Annotated in this window: 15 protein-coding genes; 10 read left to right on the top strand and 5 right to left on the bottom strand. The window is 65.4% G+C overall.

Features of this window, described 5'->3' with window-relative positions:
* Position 1 precedes the first annotated feature (1 nt).
* Entirely contained in the window at positions 2 to 886 is an 885-nt protein-coding gene (locus ACFX59_RS06280; protein WP_307098271.1) for a LysR family transcriptional regulator, read from the top strand.
* On the top strand, positions 883 to 2,307 hold the full coding sequence (dacB, locus tag ACFX59_RS06275) for a D-alanyl-D-alanine carboxypeptidase/D-alanyl-D-alanine-endopeptidase (RefSeq protein WP_387430681.1): 1,425 nt from the start codon (positions 883 to 885) through the stop codon (positions 2,305 to 2,307). Before ACFX59_RS06280 ends, dacB begins: the two co-directional genes overlap by 4 nt.
* A gap of 11 nt (positions 2,308 to 2,318) precedes the next feature.
* On the opposite strand, the gene ACFX59_RS06270 is transcribed toward dacB, so the two are convergent.
* From ACFX59_RS06270 to dld, 5 genes are all read right to left on the bottom strand, one after another.
* Complete coding sequence (locus ACFX59_RS06270) at positions 2,319 to 2,462, bottom strand: hypothetical protein (protein ID WP_387430679.1); 144 nt, start codon at positions 2,460 to 2,462, stop codon at positions 2,319 to 2,321.
* Positions 2,459 to 3,343 (bottom strand): BadF/BadG/BcrA/BcrD ATPase family protein, encoded by an 885-nt coding sequence (locus ACFX59_RS06265; RefSeq protein WP_387430677.1) that lies wholly within the window; start codon positions 3,341 to 3,343, stop codon positions 2,459 to 2,461. Before ACFX59_RS06265 ends, ACFX59_RS06270 begins: the two co-directional genes overlap by 4 nt.
* Positions 3,344 to 3,362: 19 nt before the next feature.
* The gene (locus ACFX59_RS06260) at positions 3,363 to 4,427 is read right to left on the bottom strand and encodes a beta-N-acetylglucosaminidase domain-containing protein (RefSeq protein ID WP_387430675.1); all 1,065 of its coding nucleotides are present in this window, start codon (positions 4,425 to 4,427) and stop codon (positions 3,363 to 3,365) included.
* Positions 4,418 to 5,596 carry a serine hydrolase domain-containing protein gene (locus ACFX59_RS06255; protein WP_387430673.1) on the bottom strand — a complete coding sequence of 393 codons (1,179 nt, stop codon included), beginning with the start codon at positions 5,594 to 5,596 and terminating at the stop codon, positions 4,418 to 4,420. The genes ACFX59_RS06260 and ACFX59_RS06255 overlap by 10 nt, the downstream gene beginning before the upstream one ends.
* 241 nt (positions 5,597 to 5,837) lie before the next feature.
* Complete coding sequence (gene dld / locus ACFX59_RS06250) at positions 5,838 to 7,598, bottom strand: D-lactate dehydrogenase (protein ID WP_387430671.1); 1,761 nt, start codon at positions 7,596 to 7,598, stop codon at positions 5,838 to 5,840.
* 116 nt (positions 7,599 to 7,714) lie between these two features.
* On the opposite strand from dld, the gene ACFX59_RS06245 reads away from it, so the two are divergent.
* The 8 genes from ACFX59_RS06245 to ACFX59_RS06210 all read left to right on the top strand — a co-directional run bounded on the left by ACFX59_RS06245 (position 7,715) and on the right by ACFX59_RS06210 (position 19,609).
* On the top strand, positions 7,715 to 8,572 hold the full coding sequence (locus tag ACFX59_RS06245; protein ID WP_387430669.1) for a hypothetical protein: 858 nt from the start codon (positions 7,715 to 7,717) through the stop codon (positions 8,570 to 8,572).
* Entirely contained in the window at positions 8,554 to 9,672 is a 1,119-nt protein-coding gene (locus tag ACFX59_RS06240; protein WP_387430667.1) for an anhydro-N-acetylmuramic acid kinase, read from the top strand. Before ACFX59_RS06245 ends, ACFX59_RS06240 begins: the two co-directional genes overlap by 19 nt.
* 118 nt (positions 9,673 to 9,790) lie before the next feature.
* Positions 9,791 to 12,529: a TonB-dependent receptor domain-containing protein gene (locus ACFX59_RS06235; RefSeq protein WP_387430665.1), complete on the top strand. Its 2,739-nt coding sequence runs from the start codon at positions 9,791 to 9,793 to the stop codon at positions 12,527 to 12,529.
* Positions 12,530 to 12,628: 99 nt separating this feature from the next.
* Positions 12,629 to 14,209 (top strand): sodium:solute symporter, encoded by a 1,581-nt coding sequence (locus ACFX59_RS06230; RefSeq protein ID WP_387430663.1) that lies wholly within the window; start codon positions 12,629 to 12,631, stop codon positions 14,207 to 14,209.
* On the top strand, positions 14,209 to 15,102 hold the full coding sequence (locus tag ACFX59_RS06225; RefSeq protein WP_387430771.1) for an N-acetylmuramic acid 6-phosphate etherase: 894 nt from the start codon (positions 14,209 to 14,211) through the stop codon (positions 15,100 to 15,102). The genes ACFX59_RS06230 and ACFX59_RS06225 overlap by 1 nt, the downstream gene beginning before the upstream one ends.
* A 2-nt stretch (positions 15,103 to 15,104) precedes the next feature.
* A complete protein-coding gene (locus ACFX59_RS06220) occupies positions 15,105 to 15,833 on the top strand; it encodes a GntR family transcriptional regulator (RefSeq protein ID WP_309703130.1) in 729 nt (242 codons plus the stop codon).
* Between the two features lie 260 nt (positions 15,834 to 16,093).
* Positions 16,094 to 17,011, top strand: a complete 918-nt coding sequence (locus ACFX59_RS06215; protein WP_387430661.1) for a LysR family transcriptional regulator — start codon at positions 16,094 to 16,096, stop codon at positions 17,009 to 17,011.
* 279 nt (positions 17,012 to 17,290) lie between these two features.
* Positions 17,291 to 19,609 carry a TonB-dependent siderophore receptor gene (locus ACFX59_RS06210; protein WP_387430659.1) on the top strand — a complete coding sequence of 773 codons (2,319 nt, stop codon included), beginning with the start codon at positions 17,291 to 17,293 and terminating at the stop codon, positions 19,607 to 19,609.
* Positions 19,610 to 19,618: the final 9 nt, after the last annotated feature.

Raw genomic sequence — 19,618 nt, 5'->3', positions numbered from 1 at the left:
CATGAACCTTCGCCATATCGAGATTTTCCACGCCGTTTATGTCAACGGCTCGGTATCCGCCGCGGCCCGGGCGCTTAACGTGTCGCAGCCGTCGGTGTCCAAGACGCTCCGCCATGCCGAGACCCTGTTGGGATTCGAGTTGTTCCAGCGTTCGAACGGGCGGTTGCTGCCGACCGAGGATGCGCATGCGCTGTTCGCCGACGTGGCCGATATTCAGGAGCGGGTGCGTGCGCTGCGTGAGGCGGGGCGCAACCTGCGCATGGGCGCGGGCACGACGTTGCGCATTTCCGCGTTGCCCAGCCTGGGGCTGGGGGTGCTGCCCGATGCGGTTTCGCGGTTCCTCGCGCGGCGTCCTGATGTCCGCTTCGACTTGCAGACGGTGCATCACGACGACCTGCTGCGCAAACTCTATGAACGCGAAAGCGACATCGCCATCGCCAGCGAGCCGCCGCGCGGTGTGGCCCTGACCCATGACTGGCTGGGCGAGGGCGAGATGGTCGTCCTCTACCGCGAACGTGACATGCCCGACGCCCCGCCACGGCTGGAACTGTCGCAACTGGTCGGGCGTCCGCTGATCTCGCTCAAGGGCAGCGGCCCGATCGGCAAGCTGCTGTCCGAAGAGATCGACCGGCACGATCTGGTCCTCGACGAGATCGTGGTGGCGCGGACCTTCTATATCGCCGCAGCCCTGGTCCGTGCAGGGGTGGGGCTGGCGATCGTCGACAATTTCACGGCGGCGGCGTCGATGGCGCCGGGGCTCGCGATGCGGCCGCTTCGCCCCTCGATCACCTTCGACGTCCACGCCATCCACCTGCTCGATCGGCCACCTTCGATGCTGGCCGCCGAGTTCCTGACCCTGCTGAGCGAAGAGATCGAACGCCGATGATGGGGAGCCTGTTGCTGCCGCTGTTGCTGGCGGGCGCGCCGGTCGGGGCGCCGCTGCCACCCGCCGCCGTCGAAGCGCTGGCCAAGGCGCCGCCGGGCACGCGGCTCGGGCTGGTGGTGGTCGATGCCGAGGGGCGCGAGATCGTCGCGCTGCGCCCCGACGAGCGCTTCATCCCGGCGTCGAACACCAAGCTGTTCACCACCGCCGCCGCCTTCGCGACGCTGGACGTGGCGAGCCCGGATATACGGGGCGGGGCGACCGTCCGGCTGGAGGGGCAGGGGACGCCGACGGTGATGCTGGCCGGGCATGGCGACGCCCGCCTGTCCTCCGCCCCGGGTTGTCGTGTCGACTGCCTGGGCGAATTGGCGGCGGCGGTCGCCCGACGGACGCGTGTCGTGGGCGATGTGGTCGGCGACGACACGGCATTCCCAGACGAGCGCTGGCCGCAGGGGATGAGCTGGAACAACATGGACAGCGTCTATGGCACCGGCATCTCGGCGCTGACCCTGGACGACAATGTCACGATATTGACCGTGTCCCCCACGGCACCGGACGAACCGCTCCAGGTCGTCGGGGACGGCTATTACCGGATAGAAAATGCCGCGACGACCGGTGAGGCCGGTAATGGGAACGCGCTGTCGGTCCAGCGCATGCCGGGCAGCGATCTGCTGCGCGTGACCGGCAGTCTCGCGGCCGGGGCGACTCCGGTGGTCCTGAAGCTGGGCGTTGACGATCCGGCTCACAGAGCGGCCTGGCGGTTCTCGCAGCTTTTGCGCGCGGCGGGTGTGATGGTGAAGGGGCGTATCACCGTGCGTCACCGGTCGTTGACGCACGCGGATGATCCCGCGCACCGTGGCCGCGCTCCTGGTGCGGTGGCCGCACCCGTTCCGGTACTGGCGGCCCTGACGCCGCCACCGCTGGCCGAGGATCTATACCAGACCAACAAGACGAGCCAGAATCTCCATGCCGAACTGCTGCTACGCCGACTTGGGTCTAGCGGCTCGGTCGCCGATGGTCATGCCGTCGTCGATGCGGTTCTGGCACGTGCGGGCATTGCCCGCGTGACCTACGACTTTGCCGATGGTGCGGGCATGTCCAATTACGACCGGGTCACCCCCCGCACGACGGTGGCGCTGCTGCGCTGGGCGGAGACGCAGCCCTGGGGCGCGGACTGGCGCGCGACCTTTCCGGTCGCGGCCACCGACGGGACGCTCGCGCGACGGTTCGTCGGCACGCCGCTGGCGGGTCGGCTGAGGGCGAAGACCGGCACGCTTAACGCCGCCAATGCGCTGGCTGGCACGATGATCGCGGCGAGCGGTCAAATGCTGACCTTCGCGGCCTATGCCAACGACATGCCGGGGGACATGAGCGCGACCCCGGCGATCGACGCAGCGCTGGTGGCGATCGCCGGGGCGAATTGAGTGCCCGTTGATCAGCCCCGCACGAGCGCCAAGACGTTGGAGGCGAGCAGCGTCGGGGCGGGCGGCTGGGCCGCCAACGCCTTGGGAAACGGCGCGGTGACCCGGCCTAGCGCGGCGAGCCCTGTGGCGGCGAGGAAGCGGCGACGCTCGATCATATCAAAGTCTCCGTTGCGCGGGCGGGCAGGCCCGCAAGATAGAGGGCGCCGCTCAATGCATCGCCCAGCGGTTCGCTGAGCCGGGCGACGGTCCGGGCGCGCAACCAGGGGCGCATCTTCGCCGACAGGCCGCCGAGCAGCGCGCATCGAGGTGCGCCGCGTTCGTAGATCGTCTCGATGAACCGCTCGATATGGCCTGCCGCGTCCTCGACGATCGAGCGAGCGATCGTATCGTCCGCTTCGGCATAGTCCATCACCAGCGGGGCGAAGCTGCCATAGTCGCGCGGGGTCGCCTGATCCATCCAGGCGATGGCGCGCGCCGTGTCATGGCCAAACCGCTCCGTGACTGCCGTGCTGAGCGGCGTCGCGCGTGTCCGTCCGTCCAGCGCGCGCAATGCGTGGCGCATCGCGCTGAGGCCCAGGGCCGCGCCGCTGCCCTCGTCGGAAATGGGAAAGCCATAGCCGCCGATCCGGAAGCTCTGCCCGTCTACCCGCACTTGCGCGATGCTGCCGGTGCCGATGATCAGCACGGCCCCGTCGCCGCCGCCATGGGCCCCCAGATTGGCGATGACGGCATCGGTGTCGAACACCGTCGAGGCGAAGGGAAAGGCAAAGCCCTCCAGCGCCGCCCGAACGCCGGGGCGCGAGATGCCTGCGATGCCCATCGCCGCCCGGATGCTCGTGACCTGCTCCGCGTTGAGTCCGGCTGCGCGCACCGTATTCTCGGTCACTTGGCGCAGCGCCGTATAGAGCGCGTCCAGCCCAAGTCCCGCATTGGCGGGACCGGCCTGTTCGGTGGCCAGCATCCGACCCGCGCCGTCGACCAGGCGGCAGCGACAGGTGCTGCCGCCCGCATCCACGCCGAGAAAGAACTGCGTCATGTTCTGTTCTGCCCTTTCGTTATTGCGTCTGCACCTCGTCCAGCGTGGTGCGGAAGCGTCCGTCCAGCCAGTCGGTGATTTCACGGGCGGCGGGATGATCGATCGCCCCATAGCGTTCGCGTAACTCAGCGAAACGCGGACCGAGATTGTCGAGCCCGGTATCCTGGAGCGGCAGGATGTCGCGGTGCAATAGGGTGGCGAAGTCGGCGCCCAGCACCTGGGTCGCTGCCGCCAGAAATGCCTGGCCATAAGCGTAGCGCTCTCCCTCCCGATAGCTGGCCGCGAGCGTAAGCGCGGGAATGCAGGAGAGGAGCGGTTGCGATGCGGGGTTGATCGCATGACCGGTGACATGATGGCGGATCGCGGCCGGGCGACCGGTGAAGGCGCGCAGGTGCAGATATTGCGACATGCGGACACCGTCATTGACGGGGTAATTGTCCCAAAGGCACACTTTGCGGCCGAGTTCGTGCTGTATCCGTTCCAGATGGGCAACACCGATCTCGCGGGACACGACTTCCTCGCCGGTCCAATAGACGCGCACGCTGCGATCGAGATAGCGCCCCAGCTCGGGCAGATAGGTGGGCGGCCGCTTTCCCCAAGCACGCTCGAGAATGGGATCGTCCGAATAGAAGCTGGGGCAGAAGAAGACCTGGGTCGCGCGGCTGTTGCTGGCGCAGAAATCGACGAGTTCGGCCTGGCCGCGCGCCAAATCGGGCAGTTCGGCGGGTAGGTCGTCGAACAGGATGGCGAGGTCCTGGATGCCCAGCGCGTCGAGCTGCCCCAGCTTCCGCTTCAGGGCGTCGCGCGATTCCTGGCTGAAGGGATGGGTGCTGCCTACCGGGGTCAGCGCGACACCGAAGCGCACGCCCAGCCTTTTGCACTCGGCGGCGAAGGCCGCGAGGGCGGCGGAGTGTTCGGGCGGATGCGGCTCGCGCCAGCGGCGGCGCAGGAACGGGTCGGCCTTGGGACCGTAATGATAGAAGCGATAGCCTGCCCCTGCCAGCGTCCGTAGCACGGCCGTTCGATCGGCCCAGCTCCATGGCTTGCCGAAAAAGCCTTCGATCACGCCCAGGTTCAGCGCCATGTCTTCTCCTTTTTCCGGTTTTCGAGCACTGTCGTCACCGCTTGCCGCAGCACCGTCTCCCGCAGGGCGTCGAGCGTGGGATAGGGTTCGCCGTCCGGCCGGTGGACCCGGTTGGTGAGGAGGACGACGGTCATGTCCAGCTGGGGCGAGAAGGCGAACCAGGTGCCGGTGAAACCCGAATGCCCGTAGAAGGGGGCCGCGATCCCGGCGAGCTGCGTCTTGTGGAAACCCAGTGCCTGATCGGCATCGAAGGGCGTGTTCTCGAACGCCGCGATCGTCCGGGCGGGCGCGAGCCGCCAGCCGCCGTAGCAGCCGCCGTTGAGGAGCAGTTGGGCATAGCGGGCTAGATCGGTCGCGGTCGAGAACAGCCCGGCATGGCCAGCCACCCCCCGCCAGCCGAGCGCGGCATTGGCATCATTCGCCTCGCCGACCAGCATTCGGTTCCGATATCCGGCGAAGGGCTGGGCCGATGGGAAAGGCGCGGCGGGGTAGGGCTTGCCGGTCTCCGCCATGCGCCGCTGATAGGCGTCGCCCTGTGATGTCGCGGCCGCGCGCCGACGCAAGGACGGTGACGGCAGGAAGCCGGTATCGGTCATGCCGAGTGGGCGATAGATTCGTTTGCGGACATAACGGTCCAGCGGTGTGCCCGTGACCCGCTCCACGACGGCACCCAGCAGCATGAAACCGATGTCGGAATAGGCGAAGCGCGAGCCCCTCGGATAACGGAGCGGCAGCGCCGCCAGATAGGGCAGCACCTGGCCCGAGGCGTCGCGGTGCAACCAGGTCGGCTGCCATTCCCAAAGCCCTGCTCGGTGGGTCAGTAACTGACGGATGGTGATGTCCGCCTTGTCGGTGCCCCGAAACGCGGGCAGCAACGTACCCAGCCGGTCGTCGAGCGACAGGCGGCCGGTACCGACGAGATGGAGGATCGCCGCGGTGGTCGCCTCGATCTTGGTGATCGAGGCCATGTCGAAAAGCGCGTCGACCGCCATTGCGCGCGGCGTGGCGAGCGTCCGCAGCGTGCCGTCGGGCGCGCTAGTCAGCGTCTGGGCATCGCCGAAGGCCGCCTGATGAACGATCCGCCCCCGATCGGTGACGATCAGTACCGCGCCGGGATAGAGTGTGCCGACGCCATCGCGAACCGCCGCATCGATCGGTGCGAAACGCATGTCGTCGGCGCGAGCGGATGTGGTGTTCAGGATCGGACAGACGGGGGAAGCCGCGAGGCCCGGTGCGGCGCATAGGCCGAGGCACATGAAAAGCGGGGCGATGCGGGCGCGGCGTGTTCGCGCGGCTCGAATCGTCATGCGCTTCATCGTTCCGTCATAGCATGGCGGCCAATGGTCACCCATTCCACCATGGCGGACCGCCATAACGGCCGGCCATGCCCTTGGCGACGGTGACCGATTCTCAAACCCGATTCTCCGATAGTGACTGGGGCCGTTCGGCGCTTTCCGGGTTCTCGCAGGTCCAGTGGCGTGCACGCGGCGTGTGGCCGATCCCCGGATTGAGCTGATTGCGCGGATCGATGTGGCGATAGAATTGGGCCAGTGCGGGCGGCGCGACATAGAGGTGGCCGACATTGTGCTCGGCCGGATATTGCGCGCCCCGCGTGTCGAGCAAGGCCCATAGCGCATGTTCGAACGCCACGGGATCGGTGCCTTTGCGCACGATATAGTCCTGATGAAAGACGTGGCAGAAGAAATGGCCGTAATAGAGCGCATGGATGACCTGGGCATCCAGCGCCGACGGCAATGTCTCGGTCCATATCCCGGCGTTGCGGGGTAGCGCGACGTCGAGCGCGACGATGTCGGCGACGTCGTCGGCATGGATCGCTCGATAACGGACCGCCGCTCCCGCCGCGACGAACCGGTGAAGGAACGCCTTGGCGCTGTCCACGGCGCTGCATTCGACATAGTCGCCCGCGTCGCCGCTGGGAAGAAGCCGGGTGAGCAGGACGCGGGTCTCGTCGATCTGATCGATCGACACTTTCAGCATCAGGTGATGGGCGAAGCGATCACGATAGCTCCGCATCCAGCCGGGCAGCGGATCCGGGATGAAACGTCCCGCCGCCTGGAGCAGACGATCACTCAGGCCGCTGGACAGGCGATCCGCAAGCGCGTCGAACCGTGCCTTGGCAGCGAAGAGGGCGGGTAGCCGTTCGGTGCCGAGCCGCTCGATCGCGAAGAAGGTGTCACGCCCATAACGATCCGCCACGTCGAAGGCGGTCCGGTGCATATATTCGGCCGCAATCGGCAGCCTGTCGTAATTGCGCAGCATCGTGCGGCGCAGATCGGTGAGACGATCGGCCTCGTTGGTGCCGATATAGAAGGTGGCGGTGCCCTCTTCGCGCGGGAAGGTGTCGAGGCGCACCGCGAAGACGATCAGCTTGCCCGCACTTCCCGCCGCCTCGAACAGGCAGCGCGGGTCGGCGTTGAAACGGGCAGGGACAGGGCTGTCGATCGCCCGGACATGTTCGGCATAGCGATGGTCGTGCGCCCATCGATCATCCACGTCTTCGATGTCGGCGTCACTGAATTCGCCGCGATCGAGGCGCGACAGGATCGTCTCCGGTTCCTCGCCCAACGCTATGCCCAGGTGATTGACCAGATGCAGTCGGCCATCAGGCTGGATGGCCGCGAACAGGGCCAGCTGGGTATAGGCGGGCCCGCGCCGGATCAGTGATCCACCCGAATTGTTGCAGATGCCGCCGACCACCGACGCGCCGAAACAGGATGACCCGATGACCGAATGCGGCTCACGCCCATAAGGCCGCAGGGCCTGTTCGAGCGCGTATAGGGTCGTGCCCGGCAGGCACAGCACCTGCTTGCCGCCCCGGATCACGCTCAGCCGCGACAAGCGCGTGGTGCTGATGATGACGAGGCCGCCGGGATAATCGTCGCCATCGGGGGTGGAGCCGCCGGTGAGCCCGGTGTTCGACGCCTGAAGCAGGATCGAGACATCGGCGGCGACGCAAGCCTGGGCTACGCGCCACATCTCGACCAGGCTTCCCGGACGCACCACGGCGATCGCCGCTCCCTCGCCGGTGCGATAGCCCTTGCGAAACCGTGCCGTAGCGCGTGGCGCGGTCAGGACATGACGGCGGCCGACCGCGTTGCGCAGCAGGGCGAGCAGCGTAGCAGCGTCGTTCGGGGCGGTGGGGCGCGTCATAACCTGAGTAAATACCACTATGCACAGCGGTGCAAGTGGCATGCTATTGGTTTGCATGGCGGGGAGGATCGGGATAGCATTTCGCATCGCATGAGGATCGGCTCGAGGAGCATGGGATGCTGAGGATCGACGTCGCGCTCTCCGATGCCGGGAGCATGGTGAACGAGGATGCGATCGGCCATTTCGGCGATGCGGCCTGGGTGATCGACGGAGCCACGGGGATCGGCCCATCCCTGCTGGACGCACCCAGCGACGCGGCATGGCTGGCGCAGACCGCCAATCGGCTGATCGCCGACGCCCTTGCCGAAGATCCGGACTGTTCCACGATCGAGATATTGCGCGATGTCATGAGGCGCTGCGCGGCAGCGCTTGCGGATGCGCAGGTTCGCGCTTTCGATGGCACCCACGAACTGCCCTCGGCGGCCTTTGCCATGATCCGGTTGCGTGGTGATGCTGCCGAGATCACCGCGCTGGCCGACTGCCGCGTAGCGACGGTGGACGATGCCGGGGTTGCGCGATTGTTCGGCACCTATGCGCTCGATGTCGTCGAGGCGCGGACGTTGGCTGCGGTCAAGGCGATTCGCGAGGAAAACCCCTCGATCGACTCCGAGGCCTTGAAGAATCTGCTGTTGCCGGGACTGAGCGCCAATCGCCATCTCAAGAACCGCGACGGCGGCTATTGGGTGCTCGGGACGGAGCCTGCCGCGGCTGACCATCTCTGGCAGGTGACGGTTCCGCTCCATCCCGGCCAGCGCTTCGCCATTGCCAGCGACGGGTTCCTGCGACTCGTGGAACTGTTCGATGCGGCGACGCCCGACGATCTGCTGGCTATCGCCACGCCGGAGGACGGTGCCGCCTGGCTGGCGCGGTTGCGCGATATCGAAAGCGAGCCGGATTCGCTGCGGCGTCATATCCGGGTGAAGCGGCACGACGATGCCAGTCTGATCGTCTGCACTTGGGACCCGTCCTGCTGATGCTGGTGATGGGCTATATGAGCGGGACGTCGCTGGACGGCGTCGACGTCGCGCTGATCGAGACGGATGGCGAGCGGATCGAGGCGTTCGGCTCCACGGCGATGATCCCCTTTGCCGACGCTCAACGCGTGAGCATCGAACAGGCGACGCGCGATGCGCTGGCATGGAATGGCTATGGTGCGATGCCGTCATCGTTCGATACGGCGTCAACCGTCATCGAGCGGCTGCATATCGAGGCTGGCGAGCGGCTGATGGCGGAGGGCGGGCGGCGCCCGGACCTGATCGGCTTTCATGGCCAGACGTTGCTCCATCGGCCCGAGCGCGGCCTGTCGGTCCAGATCGGCGATCCCCAGATGCTGGCGGATGTCCTGCGCGTGCCGGTAGTCGCGCAGATGCGGCAGGATGATCTGCAGGCCGGCGGGCAGGGTGCCCCGCTGGTGCCTGTCTATCACGCCGCGCTTGCCGAGCATCTTGGCATCACGCGACCGGTCGCGTTCCTCAACATCGGGGGCGTTGCGAACCTGACCTGGATCGGGGCGGACAGGAGCTTGATCGCGTTCGATACGGGGCCGGGCAACGGCCTGATCGACCAGCTCGTCCAGGCGCGCGGGGCGGGCCGTTATGACGATGGGGGCCGTTTTGCCGCTGCGGGCCGTGTCGACACGGACATTCTGGCCCGTCTGCTGACGCACGACTATTTTCAGGAAGAGGGAGCGAGATCGCTCGATCGCTATGACTTTCCGCTCGACTGGGTGGCGGCCTGTTCGATCGAGGATGCCGCCGCCACACTGACTGCGTTCACGGCGGAGGCGGTGGCCCTGGCGGCGCGGACACTGCCCGCCCCGCCCGAATTGTGGATCGTGTGCGGGGGCGGGGGACATAATCCGGTATTGATGGCGGCGTTGCGCGATCGCCTCGGGGTCTGCCGGACGGCGGACGAGATCGGTCTGCGCAGCGATTTCATCGAGGCCGAGGCGATGGCGTTCCTCGCTGCACGTAGCCTGCATGGTCTGCCGCTGACCTTTCCGGGCACGACCGGTGTCGTCGAACCCTTGACCGGCGGTCGCCTTTGGCGCCCACGCAATAATACCAAAACATAATACCACATGTTTACATATTGAGGAGAGGTATACATGATCCCGGTGGGGCCCGAGGCCTGCCACAGGTCATGATCCATGATCGGCGGACTGGGTTTGGGCATATCAGGGAGGGACTGCAATGATGACGTCGTACCGACATAGCGTAGCCGCAGCCGCACTGGCGGCAGCCCTTGTGCAGGCACCCGCAGCCGTGCAGGCCCAGACCGCCTCTGTGACGCCCGCTGCCCAAGAGGGGGCGACGTCCGGCGACGAGGTCGTGGTGACCGGGACGCGCATCCCCGCCGCCGGCCTGACCTCCAGCAGCCCGGTCGCCTCGACGAACGAGGCGCAGATCAGGTTGCGGTCCGCGCTGACGATCGAGGATTTCTCCACCACCATCCCGCAGCTTTCGGGCGGTGTGCGCCAGGGCTCGCAGGGCAGCGATGCGTTCGGCGCGCAGGTTCTCGAACTACGCAATTTCGGTCAAAGCCGCTCCTTGGTGCTGATCGACGGCACTCGTGCGGCACCGTTCAGTTTCCGGAACTCGGTCGACGTCAATGCCATTCCCGCATCGCTCATCAAGCGCGTCGATGTGCTGACCGGTGGTGCGGCGGCGGTCTATGGCGCGGATGCCGTTGCGGGCGTCGTGAACTTCATCCTCAACGACGAATATGAGGGCATCCGCGGCACCGCGACCAGCCGGTTGTCGGTCCATGGCGGTGCGCAATATGGCGGCTCGCTGATGCTGGGAACCGGCATTGGTGACCGTGGCAATCTGGTGATCGCGGCGGACTATACCCAGCGCGACGGTGTGCGGGCGGGACAGCGCAGCTGGGCCGCGACGCCCAACCAAACCATTCCGAGCATCGGCGGCGTCTTCACCGACGTCGCGAGCGGTCGACGCTTCGGCTTCACGGACGATGGCACGTTCACGACCACTCCTTCCGCCACCTCCAACATCTCGGCCACCTATCCCCTGATCTCGCCGCTCAAGCGGATCAACGTGGCCGCGCTGTACAAATATGAGATCACGCCGCAGATCGAGGTCTATGGCCGGGCCATGTATACCAATGCCCGTACCGAGGAGACGGGTACCCCCGGGGCGGCGCCCGCATCGGTCAACCGCACCGTTGGGATCAGCGCGACCAATCCGTTTCTGACGGATGCGATCCGCAACCAGTTGACGTTCGTGAACGGCACCGCCCAGGTAAACATGTCCCGGTCGCTCAGCGAACTGGGGCTGATCCGCTATGCAACCGAGCGTGATACATTGCAGGTCCAGTCGGGCCTGCGCGGACCATTGACCGATGCGGTGCGATGGAACGTCTATGCGCAATATGGCCGTTCGACGGAATCGTCGCTGATCTCGGGCGATGGCCTCGTCACCAGCCCGGCGGGCGCGAACAATTTCGCGTCGATCGTCAATACGGTCAACATCTTCGGGCCCAACCGGCCCGGGCTGGCCGCCGCGCTGGGCAGTACGATCGACGGCTTCAACCGCAAGCGTGACCAGTTCGTCACGGCAGGGACGGTCAGCGGCACGCTGGCCGAGCTGTTCTCCCTGCCTGCCGGGCCGATCGGCTTTGCCGGCGGCGTCGAATATCGGCGGGAAACGGCGAGCATCAATCAGGATAGTGCGCTGCTGACCGGCAACACCTATCGCCAGGGCGTGCAGGCCGCCTATCGCGGCGCGTTCGATGTCATCGAACTCTATGGCGAAGTCCTTGTCCCGCTGATCCACGACACTCCGCTGATCCAAAAGCTCGATGTCGGCGGCGCCTATCGCCTGTCGGATTATAATCGGTTCGGCACGCACGGTACGTGGAAGGTCGAGGGTAATTGGGAAGTCGACCGCAACCTGCGGCTGCGGGGCACCTATCAGCGCGTTTTGCGGACGCCCAATTTCGGGGAATTCGCCGCCAGCACCTCGTCGCTGCCGCTCAACAGCCTGGTCACCGTCGATCGCCTGAAGCCGCGCTATGGCGGCGATCCTTGCGTGATCGGCACCGGCAATGCGGCGCAATGCGCGCGGTTCGGCGCTCCGTCGGTGGGATCGGCCAATTCCACCGCCCCCGGCTACCTGACCGGCAACTATTATTATGGGGGCAATCCCGACATCAAACCGGAAACCGGCTATACGACGACGGCGGGTGCGGTGTTCACGCCGACCTTCCTGCCGGGCCTGAACGTGACGGTCGACTATTACAATCTCGACCTGCGTGGGGCTGTCGGCGTGATCCAGCCGATCGCGGCCATCACGAGCTGCTACATCACCAATCCGACCGCCAACAATCCGCTGTGCGCGCTGGTCACGCGCAACCCGAACGGCACCTTCGCCGATGCCTTCGTCAACAACCAGAATCTGGGTCGCCTGCTGCAACGCGGCTTCGACATCTCGGCGTCCTACACCCTTCGGCCGGACTGGCTGCCGGGCAAGGGCCTTCGCGCGAGCTATCAGGGCAATATCGTCACATCCTATCTGATCCAGGCGAACCCGACCGTGTCCGCGGTTCAGTGCAAGGGGACGTTCGGTGCTACCTGCTCCAGCGACGGCACGACGCTCGTCCAGCCGGATTATCGCCACACGGCCGGGCTCGGCTGGCTGTTGGACAGGGGCGTGATCCAGTTCGACTGGCAACGCATCGGCAAGGTCCGGTCGAGCACGGTCGGATCGACCGAGACGCTGAAGACGCAGGATGTCTTCGACCTGTCGGCCTCCTACGACTTCACCGACGTCGTCACGATGAGCGCGGGCGTCTACAACCTGTTCGACAAGGCGCCGCCGCGTGTGTCGACGGGCGGTGTGTTCAACACCTTCCCCGACACCTACGACATTCTGGGGCGGACGATCGGCTTCTCGCTGACCGCGCATCTCTGACCGGATAGCCTTGCCACGGCGTCCGGCCCGATCGGTGGGCCGGACGCCATCGCCTCATGCCTGCGGGCCTTTGGTCCGGGGCGATCGGAGTATGCTTCGATGATGCTGCCCTTCTCCATGGCCGACTGGCTCGTGATCGCTGGCTATCTGCTGCTGCTGGTCGCGGGCGGGTGGCTATTGACGCCGCGCCAGACGGCGTCGGCTCGCGAATATTTCTTGGCGGGCGGCACCGTTCCCGCCTGGCTCGCGGCGCTTTCGGTCCTGTCCGCCACCCAGTCGGCGGCGACTTTCCTCGGTGGGCCGGACTATGGCTATCACGGCGACCTGACCTATCTCAGCGCCAATATCGGCGGCGGCCTGATCGGGGCGATCTTCGTGGCCCATGTCCTGATCCCACGCTTCTACGCGATCCGCGCGAATACCGCCTATGAGTTGCTGACCCTGCGGTTCAGCGAGCGAGCGACCCGCTGGGCGGGTGGCATGTTCCTGGTCGGGAGGGTCTTTGCCGGTGGTGCGCGCGTATATCTCGCTGCCATCGCGCTGGCGATGGTCGTCACGGGCGGCGTCGGCGTGCAGGGCATCGTGATCGCCGCCGCCGCGCTGGTCGTGGCGAGTGTCGCGTTCACCTTCGTCGGCGGTCTGAAGTCGGTTCTGTGGAACGACCTGATCCAGTTCGTCGTCTATGTCGGCTCGGCGGTCGCGGTGCTGGTGTTCCTGCGCCTGTCGATCCCGGCCTCCAATGCCCAGATCCTGCAGGCGCTGGCCCATACCCCGCAGGGCGTCGACAAGCTGCGGCTGTTCGATTTCTCCCTGGACCTCTCGCGGCCCTTCTCGATTCTGGCGATCGTTACCGGGCTTGCACTGCTCTATATCGCCAATGCGGGCATGGATCAGGACACCACGCAGCGCCTGCTTTCGTGCAGGGATGCAAAGACGGGCACGCGTAGCCTCTATCTGTCGGTGCTGGCGACGGTGCCGACCGTCGGCATGTTCATTGTCATCGGCCTGTTGCTGTACGTGTTCTATGACCGCCCCGACCTGATGGTTGGTTCCGGCGCCGCCGCCGCCAGCGAGTTTGAGGGGCAGAAGATCAGCATTTTCATGCACTATATCCTGACGCAATTGCCCGGCGGCCTGCGCGGCCTGGTGACGATCGGCATCTGCGCGGCGGCGGTGGCGACCACCAATTCCGCGCTGAATGCGATGTCGTCGGTGCTGGTGCAGGATTTCTATCGCCCCTGGCGAGAACGGCGCGGGCCGGTCGAGGAGCACCACTTCGTCCAGGCCGGGCGCGCAGGCATGGGCATCATCGGCTTCGCGATGTTCCTGATGGCCGTCCTCTCCTTCTATTGGCAGCGCCACAGCTCGATGGGCCTGCTGGAGTTCGCGCTGCAGGTGATGGTGTTCAGCTATGCGGGGCTGCTGGGTGTCTATTTCACCGCCTTGTTCACCACGCGCGGGACGACCGGTTCGGCCATCGCCGCCATGTTGATCGGTTTCCTGGCGATCATCCTCCTGCAACCTGCCATCGCGCGCGCCGTCGGCCTGCCTCACCAACTGAGCGGGCTCTCCTTTCCTTTTCAGCTTTGCATAGGAACCGCCCTGGCGTTCCTGGTCTGCGCTGCGCCATCGGGCGCAGGCCGCTCCGCATCGAAGCTCCCATCGGGATCGACGCTATGATGAAAACCGAAACGCTCGACGCACGCTATCTCGACCTCGATAAGTGGCCGACGGAATTGGCCGTCCAGGCGATGCTGGAAGGCCAGATGGCGGCCATCGCCGCCATCCAGTCGCAGACCGCTGCGATCGCGCGGGCCGCCGAAGCGGCGGCGGCACGGCTCGGCCATGAGGGGCGCCTGATCTATGTCGGGGCAGGTACGTCCGGCCGGCTCGCCGTGCAGGACGGGACGGAGCTGAACCCCACGTTCAACTGGCCTATGAAACGCCTGATCTTCCTGATGGCGGGCGGTTACGGGGCGCTGACACAGGCATATGAAGGGGCGGAGGACAATACCGAGGCGGCACGCGCCGATATCGATGGCTGCGTTATCACCCCGTCCGATGTCGTCATCGGCGTGGCAGCCAGCGGCTCAACGCCCTACACCGTCGCGGCAATCGATCATGCCAGAACGCTCGGTGCGCTGACGATCGGGATTTCGAACAATGCGGGGACTCCGCTGATTGCACATGCAGAGCATCATGTGCTGGCCGATACGGGCAGCGAAGTTCTGGCGGGATCGACCCGGATGAAGGCGGGCACCGCGCAAAAGGCGGTGTTGAACCTGTTGTCCACCGCACTGATGCTGCGCCTGGGGTTTGTCTATCGCGGGCGAATGGTGGCCATGCGCGTTTCCAACGCGAAACTCTTGCAACGCGGTCGCCGCATGATCCAGGAACTGGCCGGTGTGGAGGCAGAGGTGGCGATCCGTGCGCTCGACGTGGCAGACAACGATATAAGGCGTGGCGTCCTCGTCGCCATGGGGGTCTCCCTGGGCGAGGCCGACGCGCTGCTCGATGCGCATCATGGCAGCCTGCGCGAGGTGCTGCAGGCGTTGGATGCGCGGGAGGCGTGACGATGCGCGACATCGCCTGGACGCGGAGCGACGAAGCGACGCCCCTGTATCTTCAACTCGCCCAGAGCCTGCGCGAGCATATCGACGGCGGGGGGATCGATCCGGGCAGCGCGCTGCCCTCGGAACGGGAACTGAGCGAAATGGTGGGCCTGTCGCGCGTCACCGTTCGTAAGGGCATAAGGCAGTTGATCGACGAAGGCGTGCTGGTCAGCCGCCACGGGTCGGGCACCTTCGTCGCGCGGCGGATCGAAGCATCGGGCGCGAAGCTGAATAGCTTTACCGATGACACCCGGTCGCGAGGGCAGGATCCCGGCGTTGTATGGATCTACAAATCCTACGCGCTGCCTACCGAGGAGGAAGCTGCGGCGGTGGGGGTGGCCCCCAATGTCCGCGTCGCCCGGCTGGGTCGCGTCCGTCTGGTCGGCGACGAGCCGTTGGCGATCGAACATGCGGTGATCCCTGCGATCTTCATGCCCGATCTCGATGCCTTGGGCGACTCCCTCTATCAGGCGTTGGAGACCCATGGCTTTCGCCCGACATCCGGCACGCAGCGCGTCCGCGCCTCGCTCGCCACGCAAACCGAAGCTGGAATCCTGAATGTACGACACAATTCCGAGGTCTTGCGGATCGAGCGCTGCACTCGCATTCCTGATGGCCGCATCGTGGAATTCACCCGTTCGGTCTATCGTGGGGATCGATACGAATTCGTAACGGATTTGAATGTCGTCTGAGCAGCCGGTGCCTTGCGAAACCCTGGGTGTGCCGTTCTGCCCCGGCAACTTTGATGCTGGGAATAGCCATGATGTCTCACAGGTCGGCACCTTTGCGGCTATTCCGGATGATCCTGTTTGCGACAACTGGCGGGCAGACAGGAGGAATCTTGCCAAATGCGCTGGGAGGCGGTCATCTGGTAGCATCGGAGGGCAAGGGATAGGGGCATTAGTTGCAGGATTCAGGCGATCCAACACCGCTGGCTGAAGGGCGAACCCGGTTGCGTCGCCTGAACATAAACCTGCTCTACGCGCTCGACGCGTTGCTCCATTCACCATCCTTGACCGCCGCGGCGCAGTCCATCGCGATCAGCCAGCCCGCGATGAGCGTCAAGCTGCGCCAGTTGCGCGATCAATTCAAAGACGAGTTGGTCGTGTTCGGCGAGCGTCGTCAGTTGACCGCCCTTGGCGATGCGCTGCGCCAACGGGTCGGTCGCCTGCTGCGCGAGGTCGATGACACGTTCCACTTGACGTTGGATTTCGATCCGGCAACGGCGCGGCGGACCATCACCATGACGGCACCCGAGGTCGTGGAACTGATGTTCTTCAGCCGCGTCGTGCCGCGACTGCGTGCGGTGGCACCGGGTATCGAACTGAAAATGACGCCTTTCGTTCATGGCTCCGTCCGGCGTCTGTTCGATGCGGGTGTGGATGTTGCCGTCGTTCCGCAGGCAATGGTCGACAAGGATCTATGTGCCGCGCGGCTGATCGATCACGCGCCGAGTGCGCTGGTGCGTGCGTCGCATCCGCTGGCGGGCCGTCGCGTCGGCGAAAAGACCTATCTCGAAGCGTCTCATGCGGGCGTCCACGCGGACATGGAACGCGCCATATTCGGCGACTTTGCGAATGACAGTCCGCTTGCACGGCGTAACGTCGCGATACGGACGGGCCTCCATTCGATGTTGCCGGTGCTGGCGATCGGGTCCGATCTGATCGTCACGACAAGCAACTGGTTCGCGCAGCATCAGGCCGCATTCCTGCCCGTCACCATTCTCGAACTGGATTTCCCCGTCACATCGACCGATCTCGTCGTCCAGTGGCAACCCTATCGCGACAAGGAGCCTGTCATTCGCTGGCTGGTCGCCGAGCTGGAACGCGCGGCGGCGGGGCTCGGCAAGCCGCTCGATCTGGAATTATAGGGGCATAACCAAATACAATTTGATGATGCCTGTGGTTGCGCGCAGTTTCTTCCCGACGAAGGAAAGGATCGCACCGGGCAAGCCCCGTGACAATCGGCGGCCGACTTCGCGACTGCAGAGTGAACCGTCGATGGTCTTGGACGACGATCGACGATCGACCGTCCCGCCTTAGGGTGGGGCTCGCTGTCATCGCTGTAAAGCGTGGCGTGGCCAACGCTTCAAATGGGTGTCCGACAGGGCATGGGGACGTGTGGCCGCGACGCGGGGAAGGGGGCTTTCATGCTGAGTCGTCGTGCGAAATTGCAAATTCGGGTTGCGGCCATCGCGATGGTGCCGATGACCGCCTGGGGGATGCCGGGGCCCGCCTCGGCGCAAGGCCAGCGCATCACGGTGCCGGCGATGCCGCTGAAGGATGCCCTGGCGCGTATTCATGAGCAGACGGGGGTGACGATCAACGCCGATCCCGATGCGGTGCGCGGGCTGAGCGCCCAGTCGGTGAAGGGCGCGCGCGACGCGATGGCGGCGGTCAGGCAGGCGACGCGGGGCCTGCGCCTTGCCGTCAGCCACGAGCGTGACGGCAGCATTCTGGTCGTCAATGACATCATCGTCATCGCGCATCGCGATGAAGCGGAAACCAATGTGACGGTGCGGGGGGCGACCAGTTCGACGCGGACCGGGGAGACCTTGCGCGATCAGCCGCGCAATGTTCAGGTCCTGTCCGCCAAACTTCTTGCCGAGCAGCAAGCGCAGAACCTGCCCGACGCGCTGCGGAACGCGGGTGGTGTGACCGTCAACGCCGCGACCGTGCAGGGCGGCGTCGGCTATACCGTGCGCGGTCTTTCGTCGGGCGGGGCGGTCAACGGTCTGCCGACGCCGTCCAACAGCAGCTTCGCGGCGGGCAGCACCCAACCGATCGCCAATGTCGAGCGACTGGAAGTCCTGAAGGGGCCCGATGCCATCCTGCTCGGCAGTGACAGCCTGGGCGGGACGGTGAACATCGTCACCAAGAAACCGAGCGCCGATGAGCGGCTGTACGTGTCGAGCGAGGTCGGCTCCTTCGGTTCGGTGCGCGGAACGGTCGATGCGAACCGGTCCATCTCCGCCGACGACAGCCTCAGCGCCCGTATCATCGCGACGGCGGCCACCGCGGACCATAATTTCGGCGGCTATCGCGGCAATGAGGATTATCTGTTCGCCCCTTCGATCCGCTACAAGAAGGGCGGGACCGACATCATCGCCAGCATCACGACCGGGAACCAGATTTTCGGCATGGTGCCCTATACGCTATACGATACGACGACGAAGCGGCCCGTGCCGATCCGGGCCGGAGTGCCCCTGATCGGTGGGCAGAACCAGTATTCGCAGATCAAGAGCACCATCTACGATGCACAGGTCAATCAGACGGTCGGAAGCTGGCTGACGATCGTGGGCCACTGGCAGCATCAGAATACCGACCTGTTCATCAGCCAATATTCGCCCTTCGTCGTGCTCGCCCCGAACCTGGTGCTCGTCAGCACGAGCGGCGTGAAGCAGCACGCCACCAACAACGCGGTCGACGGCTATGCCCGCATTGCGGTCAAGACCGGGCCGGTCGAGCACAAGCTGATCGCCGGCGCGATGGCAACGAATTTTAAGACGTCCGCAGACGATACCGGTTCGGGCGACATGTTCCCCTATGATTACGTCGCGGGCGATCCGCCCCTGCCGCCCCTGCCAAGGGATTACTTCACGACGAGCAGCGGCACCGGCAAGCAGACCTCCTATTATGCCCAGTATCTGGTGAAATATTGGAAGCTCGCCTTGCTCGCCAGTGTGCGCAAGACATCGTCCGACGCCATATCGAGCTTCCGGGATGGACCCACGGCTCGCTACACGTCCAATGGCGCCGTCACCCCCAGCTATGGCGCGGTGGTCGCGGTGACGGACAATGTGTCGGTCTATGGCCAGCTCGCCTTCGGTTTCATCGCCAGCTTTCAGTACGACCGACGCGGGAACCTGTTGCCCGACACGCGGACGCGCAATGCCGAGACGGGGATCAAGCTCGATCTGCTCGACAAGCGCGTGTTGCTCAATGCGTCCTGGTTCCGATTGAGCCAGAGCAACTACAAGGTCCCCGATCCGCTCGACCGGCTCTATTACATCAATCTGCCCGCGCAACTGGCGGAGGGTGTTGATGTCAGCGTCTCGGGCGAACCCCTCAAAGGCCTGATGGTCAGCGGCGCGTTCACCCGCACCGGATATTCCATGCTGACGCCCGGCAATGCGGACGTCGGGAGCACGGTGGTGCTTCAGCCGCGCGACCAGTACAGCGCCTATGCCTCCTATCGCCACCGCGTGGCCGATGATGTGACGGCGGGTCTCGGCGCGGGCGTCTTTGGGCGATCGAGTGCCGCCATCGACATGGCCGGGCAATATTGGGTGGGCCCGTCGGTGCAGACCGATCTCAACGGCTTCCTTACGATCGGTAAGCTGGACCTGAACCTGGGCGTCCGCAACCTGTTCGACCGCCGGAATTACGGTCCGACGATCACCACAAGCTATGTCCCACTCGGCGAACCGCGCACATGGCGGCTGACCGTCGGTTATCGTTTCCGTTGATGAAGGCTG

It is taken from the genome of Sphingomonas sp. NCPPB 2930, assembly GCF_042867205.1.
Lineage (GTDB): Bacteria > Pseudomonadota > Alphaproteobacteria > Sphingomonadales > Sphingomonadaceae > Sphingomonas.
Note: the sequence above shows the minus strand (reverse complement) of the source record. Positions and strands in the feature narration are given on the sequence as shown.